Below are 18,990 nucleotides of genomic sequence, written 5' to 3'. Positions count from 1 at the left end.
TTATCCATTCAATATTTCATCCAAGTTCCAAGCCGAAACGTGTTCAATCCCCTCATTCGTTGGCATTTTGTAGTCATCCATACTTACAACATACTTGTCAAAATTATCCTCGATAAGCTTTAATGCACGATACTCCCTCTCAACCGTTTGCTCTTCCGTCAATTGTAACGTAACCTGCAAATAAAGCTTTCGATCACCTTTTATTGCGACAAAATCAACTTCCGTATTCTTGATTGTCCCCACGTAGACTTGATACCCGGCTCGTCGCAGATTCAAATAAATTGCGTTTTCTAAAAGATAGCCAAGCCCGTAACCATATCCGGCATAAAGATAATTATGGTAACTTAAATCGTTTAAATAATATTTACTGTTACCGGAAATAGTATCCTTACCTTTTATATTATATCGCTCGGCACGATGGATCAAGAAAGAGTTTTCGAGATAGCCGATATAAGATGATAACGTCTCGTAATTCGTCTTCCTTTTCTTTGACGTGAAAAAATTGACAATATTTGTTATCGAGACAATATTTGCGGCGCTATTTACCAGATAAACAAACACGTCATCTAACAATTTGACATCTTTCACCTTGTATCTTCCCACAATATCCCGCAACATGACCGAATCTTTAATTGAAGACACGTAATTCTGTTTCATTTCATCGTTTGGCAAATTGAAAAGTTCGGGTAACGCCCCACTTTGAAGATATTTTTTATAACTATCATTCCCTACCTCTTGCCGTGTGATCCCGCAATATTCGGCATAACTGAACGGGAAAACCTCAAACTCGACATAACGTCCCGAGAGAAGAGTGGCCAATTCCCCGGACAACAGGTTCGAATTTGAACCGCTTATAAATAACTCGCAAGGTTCTGCAAAATCTTGAGAATGAGAATTTACAAATCGTTCCCATTCCTCGATATATTGTATTTCATCAATAAAAAGATAAACCTTTCCTGTCGGTTTTAACTCTTGACGATACGTTTGGTACAAATGCTCCAATTCAGTAGCATCCCGTAAACTTATTAACTCTATATATTCTTTATTGATATAAAATATATTTTCCCTTTCAATTCCTTGAGATATTAATTGAGATGCAATCTGACGCAAGATATAACTTTTACCCGCACGGCGTTGCCCTACTAACACTTTGACCAGATTATTACCAACGTATTTACCTATCTTACCCGTGTAAAACGTACGGATATAACCTAAATCCAATGGATTGCCGTCCCAAAAATTATATTTCCTTATGGAATTAATTATTTCAATCATAACCGAATATTTTTTACAAATATAAGAATTTTCAAATACAATTGAAAATTTTATCGACAAGATCACGCTAAGGATACGATCAGGCTTCCCCAAGCCTGCGCTATGATACCCTGTCTCCCGTACCTAACGATCCATATAACAAATATACACCCCAATAGAAGGAACATCCAAACAAAAACGATGAAAATATCTTATTTATCGAGGATGAATGCAAGATGAATGCAGGATGAATGCTTCATGGTCTAAATGAACTATCAATAAAAATACAGGAGACTCATTCCGAAAGATTAGGAATCCCTAGGGATAGGTACACGAAGAGCCAGTGATTCTTGCAAGCCGGGAAGAAATAAAAAAACGGAGAACTGAAATTTCAATTCTCCGTTTCCGTGGGTGGAAGATCGGTCTCGAACCGACGACCTTCGGAACCACAATCCGACGCTCTAACCGACTGAGCTACATCCACCATTTTGCTTTTGCGCTGCAAAGATAGAATAACTTTCTTTTTCCGCAAAGAAAAGTCCCAAAAAAATTAGCGACCGAACTTGATTTTTCCCGTCTCGATCTCCCGTGCGGCGTAGCATAATTGCTCGTACCACTCCTCCCCGTATTTGCGAATGAGAGCATCTTTCAAAAACACGTACACCGGAATCCCCTCTTGCTCACCCTTTAAGCGGGCGCAAGCACAAATCGTCCACTGGTCATAATTCATCGCCTCGTAATTCTGGTATTGTTTCACCCGGATCGGGTACAAATGGCAAGATATTGGTTTCCGGAAAGAACTCTCTCCCCGGCTCCACGCTTTTTCGATGGCACACCACGAACACCCGTTCTCCTCGATAATATACGCGCACTCCCGTCCAGCGATTAACGGGGTAACCGTGTCACCCTCGATGTCAATCACGGAAAAGCCCTGTTCCTCCACAGCGGCAATTCCCTCGGGTTTCATGTAAGGTTTAATCTTCTCGTAATTTTCCCGGATCTGTTCCGCCTCCCCTTCTTCCAAAGGCGCCCCCGAGTCCCCATCCACGCAACATATTCCTTTACAAACTGCCAAATCACAACAAAATTTCTTCTCGAAAATATCCAGACTTATAATCGTATCCCCTATCTGTATCATGTTTTAATTGAAAATTGAAAATGCAAAATTGAAAATGATCTTGCAAAGTTACAATAAAAAAAGATAGAATCGTTAATCTCCCGCCACCATTACAAGCGCTAGGGGACGACAGAAGTAATCAGTTTTCAGTGTAATGACTTAAGGATAACAGGGATTCCCGGCATACTTGCGCCGATGTCTCGTTAATTAGTCAATGGGAAGTCAACGGGAAATCAACGGGAAGTCAACGGGACGGAGAGGATCAATTGTCTTTCATCTTGGCTTGATCCATGGATGAAAATTTAACGAGAGTACCCTTCAACCTACTCGAAATACACCCGCGATCCCTTACCGGGATTATATCATGGCAAATCGGCCGACCGATGAAAGAACCTCGATCCAATATTTACTGATCTTGAGATGTTGAACAACCTCGTAGCTCCCGGTAGAATCCACTATGGCAAAATGTAAAAAATCGCCAGTTGAAAGTACGTTTTTAATGTAAAAATCGCCAGTTGGGAAATATTTCCTATATTTGTGTGTAAAATAAAGCAGTATGGAAACCATAAAGAGAATACTTCAGGACAAAATAACCGACAGAATCGCACCCGGCAAAGCCGTGTTGATTTTCGGGGCTCGCCGAGTGGGCAAAACCGTTATGATGCGAAAAATTGTAGATACTTACCCCGGCCGGACTATGATGCTCAACGGCGAAGATTATGACACACTCGCTTTATTGGAAAAACGTACCGTGGCCAACTATCGACATTTGTTAACCGGCATCGATCTATTAGCTATTGACGAGGCGCAAAATATCCCGCAGATCGGCAATATTTTAAAACTAATTGTCGATGAGATTCCGGGTATAAGTGTTTTGGCAAGCGGGTCATCTTCATTCGACTTACTCAATAAAACAGGAGAACCATTAGTCGGACGTGGCACACAATTCCTACTTACCCCTTTTTCACAACAGGAAATCGCACAAACGGAAACGGCACTTCAAACCCGTCAAAACCTTGAATCCCGTTTAATTTACGGTTCCTATCCGGAGGTGGTAACAATGGACAATTTCGAACGCAAGACTGATTATCTGCGAGATATTGTCGGGGCATACCTATTGAAAGACATTTTGACTATCGACGGACTGAAGAATTCAAGTAAAATGCGCGATCTATTACGCCTGATTGCCTTTCAATTAGGCAGCGAGGTTTCCTACGAAGAACTAGGCAAGCAGTTAGGCATGAGCAAAACGACTGTCGAGAAGTACCTCGATCTGTTGGAGAAGGTCTTTGTCATTTATCGACTGGGAGCTTATTCTCGTAATTTGCGAAAGGAAGTAACAAAAGCCGGGAAATGGTATTTCTACGATAACGGAATCCGTAATGCCATTATCGGGGCATTCTCTCCTTTGGCCATCCGGCAGGATGTCGGGGCATTATGGGAAAACTATATCATCGGAGAGAGACGGAAAGTAAACTTTAACGAAGGGGCGCGTAAGGAGTTCTATTTCTGGCGCACCTATGATAAACAGGAAATAGACCTGATCGAGGAACACGCGAATAGCTTGACAGCATTAGAATTCAAATGGGGCAACAAGATGCCGAATATACCGAAAGCATTCCAAGAAGCATACCCTCACGCGGAGTTTCATGTTGTAAACCGGGAGAATTATCTAGAGTTTATTTAACTAAATATTTCACTCGATTCGCCCACGAGAAGTGAATCGGAATTTATATCATGGAAAATCAAAAGATGTGATGCCGTCGCGCTAGATCGTCAATATCCCCCGAGACTTCCTCTACTAACCGCCTCATCTCTTCCGATTTTTTATGAATCAAATCATCTATTGTATTAATTAATTGTATCTTATTAATCACTTTTCCCAAGCTCGCTCGCAATTCCCTCGTTTTCCCGACTTGCTCGGCTTGTTCCAATTTCCGGTAACATTCTTCCAATTGACGCTGATAGATTTTCATATCCTCTAAACGATTATTTATAACACCCATGCAAATAAAGTCGAGAATTTACAGGTAAACTACAATCAATCCTTGTAAATAACTCCCGAAATGGTGTAATTTACAACCCATAATAAACAATTATTTCGTATATTTGCCCGTATAACTGAATATAAAACAACTATGAGTACAGAGACTATACCTATGAGCAAAACACACCATGGACACAGTATAAAACGCATTCGCGATATGCTAGGGATTAAACAAGAAACCCTTGCGGCCGAGTTAAACATGACACAACAAGCATTTTCAAAATTAGAGCAAAAAGAACAAATTGAAGACGAAATGCTTGATAAGATTGCAAAAATATTGCACGTTTCCACGGAGGCCCTGAAAACGATGAGCGAAGAGGCAACTATTAACTATTTTAACACGTTCACGAATAGCGAAAACGAACACTTCTTTTCCCAGAATTGTCAATACACGTTCAATCCAATAGACAAAATTGTAGAACTTTACGAACGGTTAGTCAAGGCCGAACAGGAAAAAGTCGCCCTGTTGGAAGAACAATTGAAAAAGAAGTAATAACAAGACTTTTCTTTTTCTCACTGCCAATTACAAAAATCTCAAATACACGACAAACAAAAAAGAGGTTGTGTCAAAAGGTATTTTATCCTCGAAAAACTCCTCCGTCACTTCGTGCCACCTCCTCTATAAACAGAGGAGGAGCTGGCGACTCTTCCCGAAGACAGGGAGTATTTCAACTCTCCCTCTGTTTATAGAGGGAGTACCCCGAAGGGGGGAGGGAGTTTGAAAAATGACTTTTGACACAACCTCTCCATTTTTATATTAAACTAATAACGATTTTCCCGTCATTTCCTTGGGCTGTGGAAGTCCCATAATCGCGAGAACCGTGGGGGCAACATCGGCCAACACCCCATCCCGCAGGTGATCGCACTTGGAATCGGTAACCCAGATACAAGGCACGGGATTCAGCGAGTGAGCCGTGTTCGGCGTCCCGTCCTCGTTCACCGCATTATCGGCATTCCCGTGGTCGGCAATAATCAACACGTCGTAACCGTTAGCACGCGCGGCTGCCACGGTCTTCCCAACACACTCATCCACGGTAGCCACGGCCTTCCGGATGGCCTCGTACACTCCGGTATGTCCCACCATATCCCCGTTCGCGTAATTCAAGCAAATGAAATCAACACTCTTTTCATTCAATTGCTCCACGATCTTCTCGGTCACGATAGGGGCAGACATTTCGGGTTGCAAATCGTAGGTAGCCACTTTCGGCGAAGGTACCAGAATACGGCTCTCTCCCTCGAAAGGCTCTTCCCGTCCCCCGTTCAGGAAGAACGTCACGTGAGCGTATTTCTCCGTCTCGGCAATACGCAACTGTTTTAATCCTTGCTTGGAAATATATTCCCCGATCGTGTTCACCACGTTCTCTTTATCGAACAAAATATGTAATCCCTTGAATTTAGCATCATAAGGAGTCATCGTGCAATAATACAACGGCATGGTCTTCATCCCGAAATTCGGTTTGTCCTCTTGCGTCAACACGATCGTCAACTCTTTGGCCCGGTCGTTACGGAAATTAAAGAAGATCACCATATCGCCCGGCTGTATCGTTCCCACGGGTTTCCCAGCCTCGTCCACGCAAACGATCGGTTTGATGAACTCGTCAGTCACCCCCGCGTCATAAGAGGCCTGCACTCCTGCCTCGGCATCCGTCACCGGAGTACCCACACCATTCACCAACAAATCATAAGCCTCCTTGATACGCTCCCAGCGGGAATCCCGGTCCATGGCATAATAACGTCCGATCACGGAGGCAATCTTACCCGTGGATTGTTTCATGTGGTTCTGCAACTCACCGATAAAACCCTTTCCACTCTTCGGGTCCGTGTCCCGACCGTCCATAAAGCAATGAACAAAAGTATTCTCGATCCCGAACTCTTTCGACAAATCGCACAAGGCGAACACGTGATCCAGCGAGCTATGTACTCCCCCGTTAGAAACCAGTCCCATGAAATGCACCTGTTTCCCGTTCTCCTTGGCATAATTAAACGCCTTCACGATCTCCGGGTTTTGGGCAATGGAATGATCCCGACAAGCCCGGTTAATCTTCACCAAATCCTGATAAACCACCCGTCCGGCTCCAATATTCAAGTGTCCCACTTCGGAATTTCCCATCTGACCGTCGGGCAACCCTACATTCTCCCCGCTCGTGTACAACAAGGCACGGGGATTATTACTCGTCAACTCCGTGATATTAGGAGTCGGAGTACTCCCGATCGCGTCCGAATGATCGTGTTTTCCAACACCCCAACCATCCAGTATCATCAATAAAACTCTTTTCATATCTATTTTATTTTTGTTATTTACTTTTCTAAATTCACGACAAAGTTAATCTTTAATATCCAGTTTAACGCCTTACTATCAAGGAAAATCAACGAAAACGTTTTAAAGTTCCCCGACCGTTTATTCCGATGGAAAGAATAAAATATTAAAATTAATAGTACTATGTATTGCATAATACTATTTTTTATTCATATCTTTGTCTGGCATTACAAAAGAACCAAGAGATGAACATTGAAAACACACAAGCTCAAATGAGGAAGGGTATCTTGGAATACTGCATTTTACTGATCATCGCGCAACAGGACGCCTACGTGCCGGACATCATCAGTAAACTGAAAGCCTCCAAGATGATCGTGGTCGAGGGGACGATATACCCTTTATTAACCCGGCTGAAGAATACCGGATTATTGTCATACCGCTGGGAAGAATCACAGCAAGGCCCTCCCCGCAAATATTACAGCATCACGGAACAAGGGCGAGATTTTCTCAAGGAACTCGAAAACTCATGGAATGAATTGACCTCTGCTGTGAACAGCATTAAAGAAAACCATAACAACTAATATCCCCCGCTCATGAAAAAAACATTTACTATTAACCTAGGCGGCAAGGTACTCAATATTGACGATGACGCACTGGAATCATTACAGCAATACATCAACGCGCTGAAAGCCCACTACTCCAAAGGAGAAGACGGGGAAGAAATCATGTACGACATCGAAAGTCGGTTGGCCGAATTATTCATAGAAAACCTGAAACAGGAAAACCGGGAATCCGTCTCGATCCCCGACGTGGAACAAGCCATTTCCATCATGGGAAAACCGGAAGACATTTTTGACGAAGAGGCTCCCCGGGAAACTGCCCAACAACAAGAGACTCGCTCGGAAAAGACTTTACCCAGAAAACTGTTCCGGGACCCGCAAGACCGCATCTTGGGAGGCGTGGCCTCCGGGCTCGCCACGTACTTGGGAATTCCGGTCACCCTCACACGTGTATGTTTCCTGTTGATGATGTTCGTTTATGGAATCTTCTTCCTTGTCTATATCTTCATGTGGATGCTGGTCCCGAAAGCCGTCACGCCACGACAAAGACTACAAATGAGAGGAAAGGGCATCAATGTTTCCAACATCGAAGATTCCGTCCGGGAAGGTTTCCAAAATGCCAGAGAGAAATACGCACACCAACGTAGCAGCAAAACCCGGGATGCCCTGTTGATTGGCGGGATCGTCCTGTGTTTTATCCTCTCGTTCAACTTTTTAACCAAGTTAATCAGCTTTCCGGTAAATTATCTTTTTGGTCACATCGTACCGGGCCTTAGCACATTCAACCTTTTTCACTCGCATATCTACACGGACATCCCCGGCATGTTATTCTCTTTCAAACTAGCCACGGGGGCACTTATCGTCATACCCATTTTCTTGTTATTCTACCTTTTGGTCCAAGTATTTGTTCCATTCAAAAGCAATAACAAGAAAGTGATCATCTATACCTTGATTCTTTGGATCTTCGCTCTAGCATTTTCCATTTTCACGGCTCAAAGACACAGCACCCGGCACCACCAGAATTACGGGGTGATTCACGAACAGGAACAGCCCAACCATATTCTCGACAACGCATTGTACATTAAGTCCCTAAACCAACATATAGCTTAATCACCCATATCATGAAAAAAACATATACTATAAACTTAAGCGGTAAGATTTTCCACATCGATGAAGACGCTTTGGAAAAACTACAAGAATATATCAATACCCTCAAAACATATTACACGCAAGAAGAAGATGGCAACGAGATCATGGATGACATCGAGAACCGGATCGGGGAGCTTTTCACGGAAAACTTGAAAGGACAGTTCCGCGAGGTGATCACTCTCGATGACGTGGATCAGGCAATCGCCACGATGGGTACACCTGACGACATCATCGACGAAGACGAGCAGCCCCGAAAATCCGCCCCGAAACAGGCAAAAAAACTATACCGCAACCCGGATAACAAAGTACTTGGTGGAGTGGCCGGGGGATTAGCCGCATATTGGGGAATATCCCCCTTGCTCATCCGGATAGGTTTCGTACTTCTGTCCTTCTACTATGGAATATTCATTATCGTGTATATCATTTTGTGGATTGCCGTCCCCAAGGCCAAGACGACCAAACAGAAACTCGAAATGAAAGGAGAAAATATAAATGTCTCCAACATCGAACGCTCTATAAAAGACGAGTATCAGGAGATTAAAAACGGCAAGGGTGCCGCTTTCGTGAACCGGGTAGGCGAAGGCTTATGCGAAGTATTTACCATTATCGGGAAAGTGTTGGCCATTATTATCGGCGTGGCCCTCTTCGTCTGGGGAATCTTCATGCTGTTCGCCTTCTTGTCGGCATTATTCTTACCTAACCTTTATCCTTGGAAAAGTGGTTTTATGGAACTCGCCTACGCGTTCACTCCCTTAAACTTCACTTTGGGTAAAATCGCTATATCATTCTTGATTGGAATTCCTATTATCATGATCATTTATATGGCGATCAAATTGTTATTCTCCTTCAAGAGTAATAACAAAGTGATCGCCCTTTCTGCCCTCTCGTGTTGGATGCTGGGACTCGTTATGCTCATAGTCGTGGGGATCAGCGAAGGTCGAAGCTGGTCGATTAAAGGTACCCGCTATGGAGAATCGCTCGAACTCAGTCAACAGGACACGCTCGTCCTACTTGTAAATGAACGCTACAAACTACCTGAAAATCTTTACATAGACCAAGACGTGTTCCAATTAGCCTCCAGCAACATGATTGCCCCGGACATCAGGGTATACTCGACCGATGACACAACCCCGACATTACGTGTGCAATTTTATACCCAAGAAGAAAAGCCGGTGTATGACAACATGGACTTTAACTGGAATTACAAGAACGACACGCTCCGATTTGATAATTACATCAAGCTCGCAGGACAATGGAGGGCTCAAAGAGTGACACTGTCTCTATACCTGCCTGAAAATAAGAAAGTACTCCTTCCACCCCAAACAAGTCAATACTTGAGAAACTTGAGGGATTTTGACTGGGGTGTACGTTCCAGACTAAATAAAGATAAGATATTATTAATCATGCAAGACGGGAGGCTTCAACCTCTCATGTAAACCGAAACGGCAGGCCTTCATCCCTTTGGCCTGCCGTTTCTCCCTTTTATTTCTTCGAGTCAATCTCTTTCAACAACTCCTTCACCGCTGTCTCCAATTGCTCGTCCTCCCCCTTAATAATCTTCTCCGGAGAGTTAGCAATCTTCACATCCGGTTCCAGTTGTTTGTTCTCCAGATAGCTACCGTCCGATAAACGGTAACCGACGATCGGAATCCCAAAATATAGCGTCGGGTCCTGCAAAGTCTCCCAAGACACGCTCGTCATGGTTCCCGGCACAGGCATTCCGACAACCTTACCGATTCCTTGATGTTGGTAAACCCAAGGCGTTCCGTGGGCATTCGAGTAGTTCGCCTCACAGGTCACCATAATCGAAGGCTTATTCCACCTACGGCTTGGCATATCGCAAGCCTCCCGGCCCCGAACGACTTGTGTGAAATATTTCTTACCACTGAACAGAATCTCAATATCCTCGTGCAAACGGCCACCACCATTGAAACGAGTGTCGATCACAATTCCTTCCCGGTCATTATATTTACCCAGAATATCGGCATACACGGAACGGAAACTCGGATCGTCCATGCTGGAAATATGCACGTAACCCAAACGTCCTCCCGACAAACGGTCCACATCGGCAGCTCTTTGTTTTACCCACCGTCGGTAAAGTAACCCGTTCATCGTACTCTTTGAAATCGGCTCGATCACCTCATCCCAACGTTCCTTGGTAGTGGGGTCATAAATAGAGAACAATACACGTTTACCGGACTTACCTCTCAGCAGGGGATAGTAATCTTCCCCGGCTTTCACCGCCTGCCCGTCAATTTTCTCAATGACCATTCCGGCTTTCAACTTCGAACGGACATTATCAAAAGGTCCTTTCTCCAACACCTCGTCAACCAGTAACCCGTCCTTTGCATAGTTCACGTTCAACAAGAGACCCAGTTCGGCAGTTGCCTCACCTCTTGACCCGGGGCGGTAACCCGATCCGGTGTGTGAAACGTTCAACTCACCCAGCAATTCGCTCAACAACTCGGAGAAATCATAGTTGTTATTAATATAAGGTAAAAACTTCTCGTAAGCCTTGGTCATTTTTGCCCAATCCACACCGTGCATATTCTTCTCGTAGAAACGTTTGGCCTCCTGACGACGTACCCGATCAAACATATACGCCCGCTCGGCAGCCTGATCCAGTTTCATTTCGGCAGAATACGCGATCGGACTTCTTCTCTCCGAACCCAGATTGATCTTCTGCATGGAACGTCCTCCCAACAGGAACAGATCTTTCCCGTCCTTATCCATCTCCAAAGACGCCCAACCGCTGTTCAGCTTATGCATCACCTTGGTACTCCGTGAACGCAGATCGCTCACCCACAAATCCATACCTCCCTCGAAAGAGGCCATGTAATAAAGCTTGTCGCCACTCTTGCTTAATATCGCATCTCCCAATTGTGAAGAGTTCGGCGTTAACCGCATCACCCGGTCCTCGATACCTTGCAGTTCGACCTCAATATTCTTTTTCTCTTTCACGGCGGGTTTCGTCTCGCCTTTTTTATCTTTCTGATCCTCTTTCTGTTCTTTATTCTTCAGAGAGGCAATACGTTTCTCCTCCTCTTTCAGCAACTCGTAATCTTCCTTGTTCAAACGGAATTTATCGTAAGCATCCTGATTCATGAACACGATCATCACATCCTGCAAAGAACCCCACGATGCATGGTTACGCATCCCGTAACGTTCACTGGAAAACAAGATGGCATTTCCATCCAGCACCCACCGGGGATTACTATCAAAATAGCCGCTATTCGTCAGGTTTACAACTTCTCCTTTCCCATCGGCACTCACAATGGCAATATCACTATACGGATCGTGACGATTCCCGATGATTTCCATCGCGAACCATTTCCCGTCGGGAGACCATGTATAGGTGAAACCGTCCCCCGTGCGATATTGATATTTATCGTCCGCCACCTGTCGTACCTTCTTCGTCTTCAAATCAACGACCATCAATTTTGTACGATCCTCGATAAAGGCCAATTCCTTTCCATCCGGAGAGAATTGTGGGGCAAACCGCTCTTTGGTTGAAACCGGGAGAACAGCTTCCTCTTCGATTAAAGTTGCATTCGGGAAATTCACCTCTTCCTCACGAGCAATTTTCGCCGTGTAGATATTCCAATTTCCTCCCCGTTCGCTGGCATAAGCAATTGTACGGTTGTCAGGAGCAAAGCTCAACCACTTCTCTCCCTCCGGAGTCGCGGTAACTTGTTTCGTCGTCGTGTAATCGGTAGAAGTCACGAACACATCTCCCCGGATAATCATGGCCACCTGTTTCCCGTCTGGGGAAATAGTCGCACTAGTTGCCCCGGAAGTAAAACGCAACGAGGCGATATTATCTTTCGCATTGTCACCAATAATATCCACTTTCACTTTCTTGGGACTTCCGGATGCATCTTTCACGTATATTTCACCGTCATAACCAAAACACAAACGCCCGTTACCCGCAACACTCAAGAAACGCACGGGGTGAGTCTTGAAAGAAGTCTCTGCCTTCACGGCAGAAGGATCAGCCACCGGGAACGAGTACACGTTAAACGAACCTTCCCGCTCACTCAGAAAATATACCCTTTGTTCGTCCGGAGACAACACGGGAGAACGATCTTCCCCCGCCCGATCAATCAGACGGGTATGTTTCCCGCTTTTCATATCATAGCGATAAATATCACGCGTGATAGAAGAGGTATGATGTTTACGCCATTCATTCTCCCCGCCCTTTTTATCTTGGTACAAGAAAGCATCACCCGATTTGAAGAAACAAATCTCTTCCGCCGGGGTTGCCAATATCTGCCGGGGACGTCCCCCATCCACCGATATGGCATACAATTCGGTCATGGAACCTGCCGGAAATAAAGCACTCTGCGCGGGATCACTCATTTGCGTCCCGTAAACAATTTCTTTTCCATCCGGGGTAAACGTGTAGGGTATCTCCTTGGCTGAATTTGTCGTCACTTGCCGGGCATCACCTCCCCGGGCCGACATCACGAAAATATCGAAATTACCATTCCGATCACTCGTGAATGCGATCTGTTTCCCATCCGGAGACCACACGGGATGCGATTCATACGCCGGATGCGTGGTCAACTGGCGAGCCTCGCCACCTTCCGCGGGGACAACATAAATATCCCCCTTATAACTAAATGCAATTTGCTTTCCATCGGGCGAAATCTTCGGATAACGCATCCAAAGCGGTCCCGCCTGAACGAAAAAAGCAACCAGTAAAAAAGTAACAGTCAATACGATTCTATTCATCCTTCATTTATTTTGGTATTTAACTTAGCGCAAATATACGATCCGGGATTCCGGCATCCAGATAAAACGGGTAAAATCAGCCCCTTGAATAAGGGCAAGGCCATTTCCACATACCTCACTTTCCCGGTATAATTGAAGAATTTTCTCACGAATCGAATCACCGGGAACCCACTTAATATGCTGTCGAACACGAGCATCAACAATCATTCCCCCGTAGAATTCGAGACAAGGAATTTCCCGGATTTCGCCTCCGGTATTCACCACGTCCACCACCTTCCCGTCCTTCAAAACAACATATCCATTCTTCACGAATTCAAATCCGGGTAACAAAATATAATTAGCCGCAATCTTTCTCATTCAGAATATGATCTTATTTCTTTTTTACAGATTTCCTTTCAAGCTCCATCTGTCTCCTCTGCTCGTATTCCTTTTTCAATTGTTTCTCCCGGTTCGGGGCTACGTACGTTTTAAAGATTTCGGTTTTGTACACGCAACCTTCCCGGTCATTCAACTTCTTCACTTTCACCCTCGTATCCCGGTCACTCTTGGGAATCTTCATAAATAACTTCGTGTAACTGGAATCCGCCACGTAGAACTCCCAGTCTTTCTTGTAAGGGCGCAACGTGTCGACTCCCACGTACTGATCCGGAACTTTCAGCGTATCATTATCGGCAGACAGAAAATAAGTCTGTATGAAATTCCGTTTTCCCCGGTCTGATTTTTCCAACTTTATCGTCGAGGTAAATTTGTACATACCGGGAACAATGCTATCCAATTTCACCAGCACGAATTGGTTCCGCTTGTCAAAATAAACCGTATCGGCTTTCACCACACGTGTTTCGTACACGATGGAATCTTTCTTCCGGACTTTAGCTTGTGTAGAATCCGGGCGTATAGTATCTGCCACGATCATCGTGTACCCCGGGAACAGATTAACTGTATCATTCACGGTCAACTCTTTCCACTCCCGCATGATTTTCGTCTGGCGACGACTCAAGGTATCAATCACCACGTCATAAATTTTATTGAACAACGCCGATTGCAGAGAATAATAGGTCACGCAAGAATCAAAATCCTCCCGTGTAATCCCGTATTTCGCAAACAGGTCATTATAATATAAATAATTATCTTTTTCAGTTCGTATATCACCCCGTGCGACCGACAACATTCCATCCGTCGTGTGCATATCAATCAACAAAGATGTGAATTGATCCTTATCCAACGGGACCTTCTTCGAACAAGCCGTTATCGCCGCAATAATCAATATCACCCATAAAATACGCTTCATATCGCTAAAACTTTTAGTATTTATTCCTCGCTCTTTTTTCCAAGTTTCTCCCGCACCATCCTGTTCAACTTCGACGAGAACAGGAATTCGTTCAACGCCTTGTTGTTCGTGTACATGATCTCTTCGTTACTGCCCTCCCATTCTTTGTGTCCTTCATGGATAAACAACACCTTTTCCCCTATCTCGAAAACCGAGTTCATATCGTGCGTATTTATAACCGTGGTCATATCATATTCATGTGTCAACTCGGACAACAGATTATCTATCACGATCGAGGTCAAAGGGTCCAAACCGGAATTCGGCTCGTCACAAAACAAGTATTTAGGCTGTAAAACTATAGCCCGGGCAATAGCCACACGCTTTTTCATTCCTCCACTGATCTCCGCAGGATAAAGATTCTCCACGTTATTCAGGTTCACCCGGTTGAGGCAGAAAATAGCTCGCTCCGTTTTCTCCTTTTCCGTCATCGAGGAAAACAGATTTAACGGGAACTTCACGTTCTCCAACACGGAAAGCGAATCAAACAATGCCCCGCCTTGAAAAACCACTCCCAGCTCCTTCCGGATCTCCTTTATCTGTTTGTTATTCATTACGGTAATATCCCGGTCATTGTAGAATATCTTTCCTTTATCAATCGAGTGCAAGCCAATCAACGACTTCAATAACACGGTCTTCCCGGAACCACTCTTCCCGATAATCAGATTCACCTTTCCCGGTTCGAAAACGGCATCTATATCCGTCAATACCTCTTTTTTATCAAATGACTTACATACCCCTTCCGCCCGTATCATTACAATAATATTTTGGTTAATATCAAGTTCACAAGCAGGATGGCAATACTACTATCCACCACGGCTTTCGTACTCGCTTTGCCGACTTCCAGCGCTCCTCCCTGCACGTTATACCCGTAAAAAGCAGGAATAGAAGTAAATATCACGGCAAAGAACAACGTTTTGATCATGGAATAGGTCACGTAGTAAGGATTGAAAGCAAAATGTAACCCGTGTATATAATCATCATAGTTCACCACTCCGGAGGCCAATCCCGACAGGATTCCCCCGATAATACCGATAAACACGCTGAATATATAAAGAACCGGATTTACCACCAAGGCTGCCGCAATCTTCGGCCCCACCAAGTATGAAACGGAATTCACTCCCATCACCTCCAACGCCTCAATCTGTTCCGTGATTTTCATGCTACCGATCTCAGATGCGATATTACTCCCGATCTTCCCGGCCAGAATCAAACTCACGATCGTCGACGAGAACTCCAGCAATAATGTTTCCCGAGTCAAATAGCCGATCAGATAGCGAGGCAGCAGGGGACTCGACATATTGTAAGCCGTTTGCAGCGTCAACACTGCCCCGATAAAGAAAGAAATAATCATCACCAACATAACGGAATTCAACCCCAACTTCTCCAACTCGTTAGTCAATTCTTTTAAATAAACTTTCTTCTTCTCAGGTTTCGTGAAGATACGCCCCATGAATAATATGTAAGCTCCTATCTTATCTAATATTTTCATCTATACTAACTCCTTAAATAATACCCTCCTGTAAACCCTGTCTCAAATTTTATCGTAAAAATAGAAATTATTCACGGATTTATTACTAATTTCGACAACAATAAGATGAATTTAATTTTAAATGTATAACTAAATAAGATGAATAAGAACTCATATTGCGTTATAATGGCCGGCGGCCTCGGAAAACGTTTCTGGCCCGTGAGTACGAAAGCCTGTCCGAAACAATTTTGTGACATCTTAAATGTCGGGAAAAGCTTCCTCCGTCAAACCTTTGAAAGAGCAAATCAAATCTTTGATACCCAAAATATATTCATTGTTACAGGTACCGCCTATGAAGAGCTGACCAAACAACAAATCCCGGAAATTCCCTCCGAAAATATTCTGAAAGAACCTTTCGGCAAGAACACGGCCCCATGCGTGGCTTACGCAGCTTACCGGATTGCCCGGATCAACCCGCACGCAAGCATAGTAGTTGTCCCTTCCGACCATTTTATCACCAATGATGCGGTCTACCTCGATAACATTCAGAAAGGGATTTCTTTCGTTGAACAGTTCGGTGGATTACTCACCATCGGTATCAAACCAACCCGACCGGAAACAGGCTACGGGTATATCCAGATCAAGAAAAACAAGTTCTCCGAATTCATATCCAAGGTTAAAACGTTCACCGAAAAACCGGACAAGGAATTGGCAAAAGTCTTTTTGGAATCGGGTGATTTTCTTTGGAACGCTGGGATATTTATCTGGAAAGTAGAAGATATTATCGAAGAGTTCAAAACATACCTCGAAGATATGTATTTACTGTTCGAGCAGGAATATAAAAATGTGGAGAACCCGGATTCTCCCGAAAATATCGCTCACATCTACGGACAATGCCGTAATATTTCCATCGACTTCGGTATCATGGAGAAGTCCGCGAAAGTCTATGTCATGAAAGGTGAGTTCGGTTGGTCCGATGTCGGCACGTGGCATTCGTTCCATGAAATCAGCCCGAAAGACGAGAATAACAATGTATCCAACAGCGAACAAGTCCGCTTAATCGAAACTAAAGAATGTATTATTAACGTCCCCCAAGACAAGAAAGTCATTATTGAAGGGGTCGAAAATTGCATTATCGCGGAAAACAATGATATTCTAATGATCTGCCACCGGGATCACGAGGATAACATCCGGCATTTCGACGATATGCTAAAACATACAACAAAGGAGCTTAATTAAAGCTCCTTTTCTTTTTATATCTTTACCCGAACCTCCTCAATCCGGGCACTCTTGACACTTACGATTTCAAAAGATATATCTTCAATAGAGATCCGTTCCCCCTCTTCCGGGATATCCTCATTGTAATAAAGAATCAACCCGGCCAAAGTCTCGTACTCCTCGTTCTCCGGAAGATTCAAATCATATTTTTCATTCAGATAATCCACTTCAAGACGGCCGGAGAAAATATATTCATCGGGAGCGACCTGTTCTTCTTTCAGATTCAAACGGTCATGCTCATCCTCGATCTCCCCGAATATCTCCTCCATAATATCTTCAATCGTAACCATCCCGGCCGTTATTCCAAACTCATCGACCACGACCGCCACGCTTTTCTGTTCCTTCGTGAAAAGATTCAACAACCTCAAGGCCGACATGGTTTCGGGAACAATCAATATTTTACTCACTGCCTTCTTCACGGTTTCGGGATGATGAAACAAAGCGGATGAATGTACATACCCGATCACGTTATCAATCGAATCCCGGTAAATCAATATCCGGGACAATCCCGTTTTCACGAAAAGCTCCCTCAACTCATCCAAACTACTATCAATAGATAAAGCCACAATATCCGGACGAGGAACTATACATTCCCTCAATTTCACTTCCGAAAAATCCAACGCATTCCGGAACAATTTAATATCGTGTTCGTCTTCATTTTCTTCTCCCCCGGTCTCACCCTCTTCTATCAGATTATTTAAATCTATCTTGCCAAAAGCCCGGTTTTCCTCTTTATGCGTCAGTTTGCGTCCGGTAAATATCCTCAGCAACAATCCCCCGAACCACACGGAGAAATACGAGATCGGGAAGAACAGGATATAAAACAAAAATACCGGAATAGCAAATACCCGTAAAAACACATTCGGCCGCAGACGGAACACGGCTTTCGGGAAAAATTCTCCCGTCACCAACACGATCAACGTCGAAATCAAGGTCACGAGAACCATCCTCAACCCCAGCGAAATACCGACATTTTCCAGCATAGGATCGAGATAGTCGGACATAAAAATACCATAAATAACCATCACCACGTTATTCCCTACCAGAATCGTGGTGATATACATCCCCGAATTGGAAACAAAAAGATCTATTAACTTCTGCGTGATACCCTTGTTCGATTTATCAATCTCGATTCGGAGTTTATTGGAAGCCATAAAAGCAATTTCCATCCCCGAAAAGAAAGCAGACAGGACCAAACAGATTAATATAGCAACAGCTCCTGACATTTAAGGTTTATTTTCAATTTCTACCACACCCGTAATCTTGTTAAAGACTGGGTTTTTCAAGGATTGATCCGACTTGAAACCTTTATTCCCCTCTATAATCTGATCCCCGGAAGTGAGCCGGGAATAGCGATCGGAATAAACGATCTCTTTTTTCATATCCCAATACATCAGATCGGTTTCCAACTTCTTCCCCTCGGCATTGATCACGACCACCTCGTTACGCAACTCCCACAACATCTCCTCTTCCAACTTCTTCGCGTATTTCGAGGTAATGGAACCGACCATGCTACCATCCTTCTCGTACAACTCCGCATGGATCCCTTTCGGAAATTCATCATATTTCTTATCGTCCTGGTTATACTTATTATAAAGGGGTGTTATTACTTTATACTTCAGCAACGCGGAATCGGAATAAAATAACTCCATGTTCTCCCCAGACATTTCAGGCATATTGTTCCGGTTCCCGATCGCATCCACATCCTTCATATTCGTTTTACACGAAAAGAGCATTACCGTCCCTAAAGCAAGGACGGTAATGCTTTTTATTTTTAATGCACGATATAGAAATGTCAT

At 44.1% G+C, this 18,990-nt stretch carries 17 protein-coding genes and 1 tRNA gene; 6 read left to right on the top strand and 12 right to left on the bottom strand.

Annotation, left to right across the window (positions count from 1 at the left end; genetic code table 11):
- From QVC79_RS02390 to QVC79_RS02380, 3 genes are all read right to left on the bottom strand, one after another.
- A complete protein-coding gene (locus QVC79_RS02390) occupies positions 1-1,275 on the bottom strand; it encodes an ATP-binding protein (protein ID WP_270595340.1) in 1,275 nt (424 codons plus the stop codon).
- Positions 1,276-1,663: 388 nt separating this feature from the next.
- Positions 1,664-1,739, bottom strand: a tRNA-His gene (locus QVC79_RS02385).
- 65 nt (positions 1,740-1,804) lie between these two features.
- Positions 1,805-2,392, bottom strand: coding sequence for a DUF3109 family protein (locus QVC79_RS02380; protein WP_270595339.1), 588 nt, complete (start codon positions 2,390-2,392; stop codon positions 1,805-1,807).
- A 535-nt stretch (positions 2,393-2,927) separates the two neighbouring features.
- Here QVC79_RS02380 and QVC79_RS02375 point away from each other — a divergent pair.
- Entirely contained in the window at positions 2,928-4,058 is a 1,131-nt protein-coding gene (locus tag QVC79_RS02375) for an ATP-binding protein (RefSeq protein WP_270595338.1), read from the top strand.
- Between the two features lie 58 nt (positions 4,059-4,116).
- On the opposite strand, the gene QVC79_RS02370 is transcribed toward QVC79_RS02375, so the two are convergent.
- Positions 4,117-4,347 carry a hypothetical protein gene (locus QVC79_RS02370; protein ID WP_270595337.1) on the bottom strand — a complete coding sequence of 77 codons (231 nt, stop codon included), beginning with the start codon at positions 4,345-4,347 and terminating at the stop codon, positions 4,117-4,119.
- A gap of 162 nt (positions 4,348-4,509) precedes the next feature.
- Between QVC79_RS02370 and QVC79_RS02365 the strand changes: the two genes are divergently transcribed.
- Entirely contained in the window at positions 4,510-4,911 is a 402-nt protein-coding gene (locus tag QVC79_RS02365) for a helix-turn-helix domain-containing protein (protein ID WP_087421479.1), read from the top strand.
- 264 nt (positions 4,912-5,175) lie between these two features.
- On the opposite strand, the gene gpmI is transcribed toward QVC79_RS02365, so the two are convergent.
- The gene (gene gpmI / locus QVC79_RS02360; RefSeq protein WP_270595336.1) at positions 5,176-6,696 is read right to left on the bottom strand and encodes a 2,3-bisphosphoglycerate-independent phosphoglycerate mutase; all 1,521 of its coding nucleotides are present in this window, start codon (positions 6,694-6,696) and stop codon (positions 5,176-5,178) included.
- A gap of 224 nt (positions 6,697-6,920) precedes the next feature.
- Here gpmI and QVC79_RS02355 point away from each other — a divergent pair, with 224 nt between their 5' ends.
- From QVC79_RS02355 to QVC79_RS02345, 3 genes are read left to right on the top strand one after another with little or no spacing between them, the layout of a single operon-like run.
- Entirely contained in the window at positions 6,921-7,256 is a 336-nt protein-coding gene (locus tag QVC79_RS02355) for a PadR family transcriptional regulator (RefSeq protein WP_118303890.1), read from the top strand.
- Between the two features lie 12 nt (positions 7,257-7,268).
- Entirely contained in the window at positions 7,269-8,345 is a 1,077-nt protein-coding gene (locus QVC79_RS02350) for a PspC domain-containing protein (RefSeq protein WP_124317372.1), read from the top strand.
- A gap of 11 nt (positions 8,346-8,356) precedes the next feature.
- Entirely contained in the window at positions 8,357-9,820 is a 1,464-nt protein-coding gene (locus QVC79_RS02345) for a PspC domain-containing protein (RefSeq protein WP_124317373.1), read from the top strand.
- Between the two features lie 46 nt (positions 9,821-9,866).
- Here QVC79_RS02345 and QVC79_RS02340 read toward each other — a convergent pair whose 3' ends face one another.
- The 5 genes from QVC79_RS02340 to QVC79_RS02320 are packed head-to-tail and all read right to left on the bottom strand — an operon-like array spanning position 9,867 to position 15,934.
- Complete coding sequence (locus QVC79_RS02340; protein ID WP_270595335.1) at positions 9,867-13,118, bottom strand: S41 family peptidase; 3,252 nt, start codon at positions 13,116-13,118, stop codon at positions 9,867-9,869.
- Between the two features lie 24 nt (positions 13,119-13,142).
- Positions 13,143-13,475 carry a hypothetical protein gene (locus tag QVC79_RS02335; protein ID WP_270595334.1) on the bottom strand — a complete coding sequence of 111 codons (333 nt, stop codon included), beginning with the start codon at positions 13,473-13,475 and terminating at the stop codon, positions 13,143-13,145.
- Positions 13,476-13,488: 13 nt separating this feature from the next.
- Positions 13,489-14,406 carry a DUF4296 domain-containing protein gene (locus QVC79_RS02330; protein WP_270595333.1) on the bottom strand — a complete coding sequence of 306 codons (918 nt, stop codon included), beginning with the start codon at positions 14,404-14,406 and terminating at the stop codon, positions 13,489-13,491.
- A 20-nt stretch (positions 14,407-14,426) separates the two neighbouring features.
- Entirely contained in the window at positions 14,427-15,197 is a 771-nt protein-coding gene (locus QVC79_RS02325) for an ABC transporter ATP-binding protein (protein WP_087421471.1), read from the bottom strand.
- A complete protein-coding gene (locus QVC79_RS02320; RefSeq protein ID WP_270595332.1) occupies positions 15,197-15,934 on the bottom strand; it encodes an MlaE family ABC transporter permease in 738 nt (245 codons plus the stop codon). Before QVC79_RS02320 ends, QVC79_RS02325 begins: the two co-directional genes overlap by 1 nt.
- Before the next feature lie 138 nt (positions 15,935-16,072).
- On the opposite strand from QVC79_RS02320, the gene QVC79_RS02315 reads away from it, so the two are divergent.
- Positions 16,073-17,152, top strand: a complete 1,080-nt coding sequence (locus QVC79_RS02315; RefSeq protein WP_270595331.1) for a mannose-1-phosphate guanylyltransferase — start codon at positions 16,073-16,075, stop codon at positions 17,150-17,152.
- 14 nt (positions 17,153-17,166) lie between these two features.
- Here QVC79_RS02315 and QVC79_RS02310 read toward each other — a convergent pair whose 3' ends face one another.
- Together QVC79_RS02310 and lptC are read right to left on the bottom strand one after the other, a co-directional pair.
- On the bottom strand, positions 17,167-18,417 hold the full coding sequence (locus QVC79_RS02310) for a hemolysin family protein (protein WP_270595330.1): 1,251 nt from the start codon (positions 18,415-18,417) through the stop codon (positions 17,167-17,169).
- On the bottom strand, positions 18,418-18,990 hold the full coding sequence (gene lptC, locus QVC79_RS02305) for an LPS export ABC transporter periplasmic protein LptC (RefSeq protein WP_270595329.1): 573 nt from the start codon (positions 18,988-18,990) through the stop codon (positions 18,418-18,420).

The sequence above is a fragment of the Butyricimonas sp. genome, from assembly GCF_019423355.1.
GTDB lineage: Bacteria > Bacteroidota > Bacteroidia > Bacteroidales > Marinifilaceae > Butyricimonas > Butyricimonas faecihominis.
This window is presented reverse-complemented; position numbering and strand designations above follow the sequence as displayed.